The following is a 2341-nucleotide window of genomic DNA, read 5'->3' as shown; positions in this document are numbered from 1 at the left end:
ACTAAGGGGGGATCGGCACCCCCCTTATCAAGGGGGGACTAAGGGGGGATCGGCACCCCCCTTATCAAGGGGGGACTAAGGGGGGATCTGAGGCAAAATCTATCTTCAATTTAATTATAACTACTTGCTTAAGTTAAGCTGAATCTCTGCTCATCCCTTTACTGTTGCCAGAGTTCCTATCCTAACCAAGAAGTTAATTTTGTCCCATTACTTATCTACTGGCGACAATTTCCACTTCGGGTAAGATTTCTAAAGATAAACGAGTTATGACAGTGCCGGAAAGACGTTTAAGCAGTTGTGGGCGTAAATCGCGCAGAATATAGATTAATTCGTCTCCGGTGCGCCATTCTTCCCCTTCTGTTACTACCTGTAGGGAATTATCGCGACGCAATAGTAGGGGCAGCAGTTCGCCATTTTCAATTAATTTAGTTAATCTGGTTTGTTGTTCGCTCAAATCATTGCCTTTAAAGATAGTTTTACCCAATTTAATCTGATTATCGTCTAAATACTGATTCCATTCCTTGACCGAAAAACTGGGGAGAAAAACCTGATTAACCTTATTTTTATCTGGGTTGGCGGTTCCCGCAAAGGCAGCCAACACCCGGGGAGGGTGAAATTCCTCGCCGGCTCTTTGGGCTAAAACCAGATTAACCTCGCTATTGTTAGTCAAAACCAGAAAAGTCCCCATGGATTCGATGCCGGCTTCTTGCAGTATTTTTGTATCAAGTGCGCTACTCTGCAGCACCGTCAGACCCTCTTCTTTTGCTTGCTGACAGGCTGCGGCATCCGTATCGATTAAAACCACGGTTTCCCCTTGTTCTTGGAATAAAGAACCGATTAAGCGCCCTAGGGGATTACAACCGACGATTACTGCCCCTGTTGCCGCAGAAGAAGTGATTTTAAGTCCTTTTGCCACCCACCGCGCCGTTAATCCCTGAATAAAAACGGTCATTAAAATTGTTAAAAAGACTAAAGCTTTGATCGCTTCACCGCCATTAATACCGGCACGGGTGAGTAAAATAGCAAATAAAGAAGCTACAGAAGCCGAAACGATTCCCCTAGGGGCAACCCAAGCGATAAATAGCTTATGTCGCCAATTTAGGTCACTTTTTAGGGTACACAAGGCCACACTCAGGGGACGCACCACCAGCATCAAGACTAACACCGTCAGGACGCTGCCCCAACCCAAAGCGATGACACTGGCGATCGAAAGATCCGCCGCTAGTAAAATAAACAGTACCGACACGCAAAGAGTCGTCAATTGACCCTTAAAACGTCTTAATAACCGTTCATCGGGAACAGCCGCCGCTTTTAGCACAATTCCCGCCATTACCACCGCCATTAACCCCGATTCACTGCGGCTAAATTGCGATAAACCAAATAACCCCCAGACTCCCGCTAAAACCACGAGATTCTTTAGCTCAAAAGTCAAAAAATTGCAAGTTTTTATAATAAAACTTAACAATCCGCCTCCAGCAATGCCGATCGCCGCCCCGATGCCTAAACGCAGGGTTAAACCAGTGATAATTTCCATGGGGCGGGAATGACTATCAATAATCGTATTTAGCACCACTACGGCTAAAATTGCGCCCACAGGGTCGATTAATACCCCTTCCCCTTCCAAAAGCGTCGCCACCCGTCGATCTACGGCTACTTGCTTCAGCAAAGGACCGATCACCGTCGGACCAGTTACCACCACTAAAGAAGCGTAAAGAAAAGCGATCGGCCAGGGAAATTCCCCCAACCAGTGGGCCGCCATACCGCCACCGATGAGAGTGATGGAAGTACCGAGGGTGACAAGATTGCGTAAACTGCCAGAAACTCGCCCTAATTCCCGTCCGCTTAAGCTTAAACCGCCTTCAAATAGGATAATCGCCACAGAGAGGGCAACAAGGACTTCTAAGCCAATTCCCAGACTTTGGGGGTGTAAAATTTCCCAACCATCGGACCCTAAAGCAATCCCAAAAATGAGCAGGAAAACAATACTGGGAACTTTCAGGTATTCGGCAATGACTTGGGCTGTAATCCCCGCCACCACAGTGATGACAATTTGCAGGGTAAGGGCGAAAGATGGATCCATGTTTAGCGATCGGTTATCGGCTATCGAGGCGGGGTTATGGTTGGGGTTTAATCATTCTAATTTTGACTCTCCCCCGCTAACCGCTCGCGCGGTGTAGCGGGAGATTCTCGGTTCATAGGTTTTTAACTAGATCGACCTGGTTTAACCGGTCGATCCCCGTCAAATCGCCTCCGCGAGCGTTTTCTAACACGGTCAGTCCGACCGCATTTTTTCCTCGGTTCTCAATTACCTTCGCTGATGCCGTATCTCTCGGTTCAATGT

The 2341-nt window shown here is 47.5% G+C and carries 1 protein-coding gene; it reads right to left on the bottom strand.

All coding sequences use genetic code 11. The features are described 5' to 3' along the window. Nucleotides 1-211 precede the first annotated feature (211 nt). Nucleotides 212-2080, bottom strand: a complete 1869-nt coding sequence (locus tag PX482_RS23640; RefSeq protein ID WP_288027543.1) for a cation:proton antiporter — start codon at nt 2078-2080, stop codon at nt 212-214. Nucleotides 2081-2341: the final 261 nt, after the last annotated feature.

Origin of the sequence: Microcystis sp. M53602_WE12 (assembly GCF_030065455.1) — a bacterium.
Taxonomy (GTDB): Bacteria; Cyanobacteriota; Cyanobacteriia; order Cyanobacteriales; family Microcystaceae; genus Microcystis; species Microcystis aeruginosa.
This window is presented reverse-complemented; position numbering and strand designations above follow the sequence as displayed.

Coding starts and splice junctions, on each gene's coding strand:
- PX482_RS23640 (WP_288027543.1), bottom strand. CDS start 2,080: ATGGATCCATCTTTCGCCCTTACCCTGCAAATTGTCATCACTGTGGTG.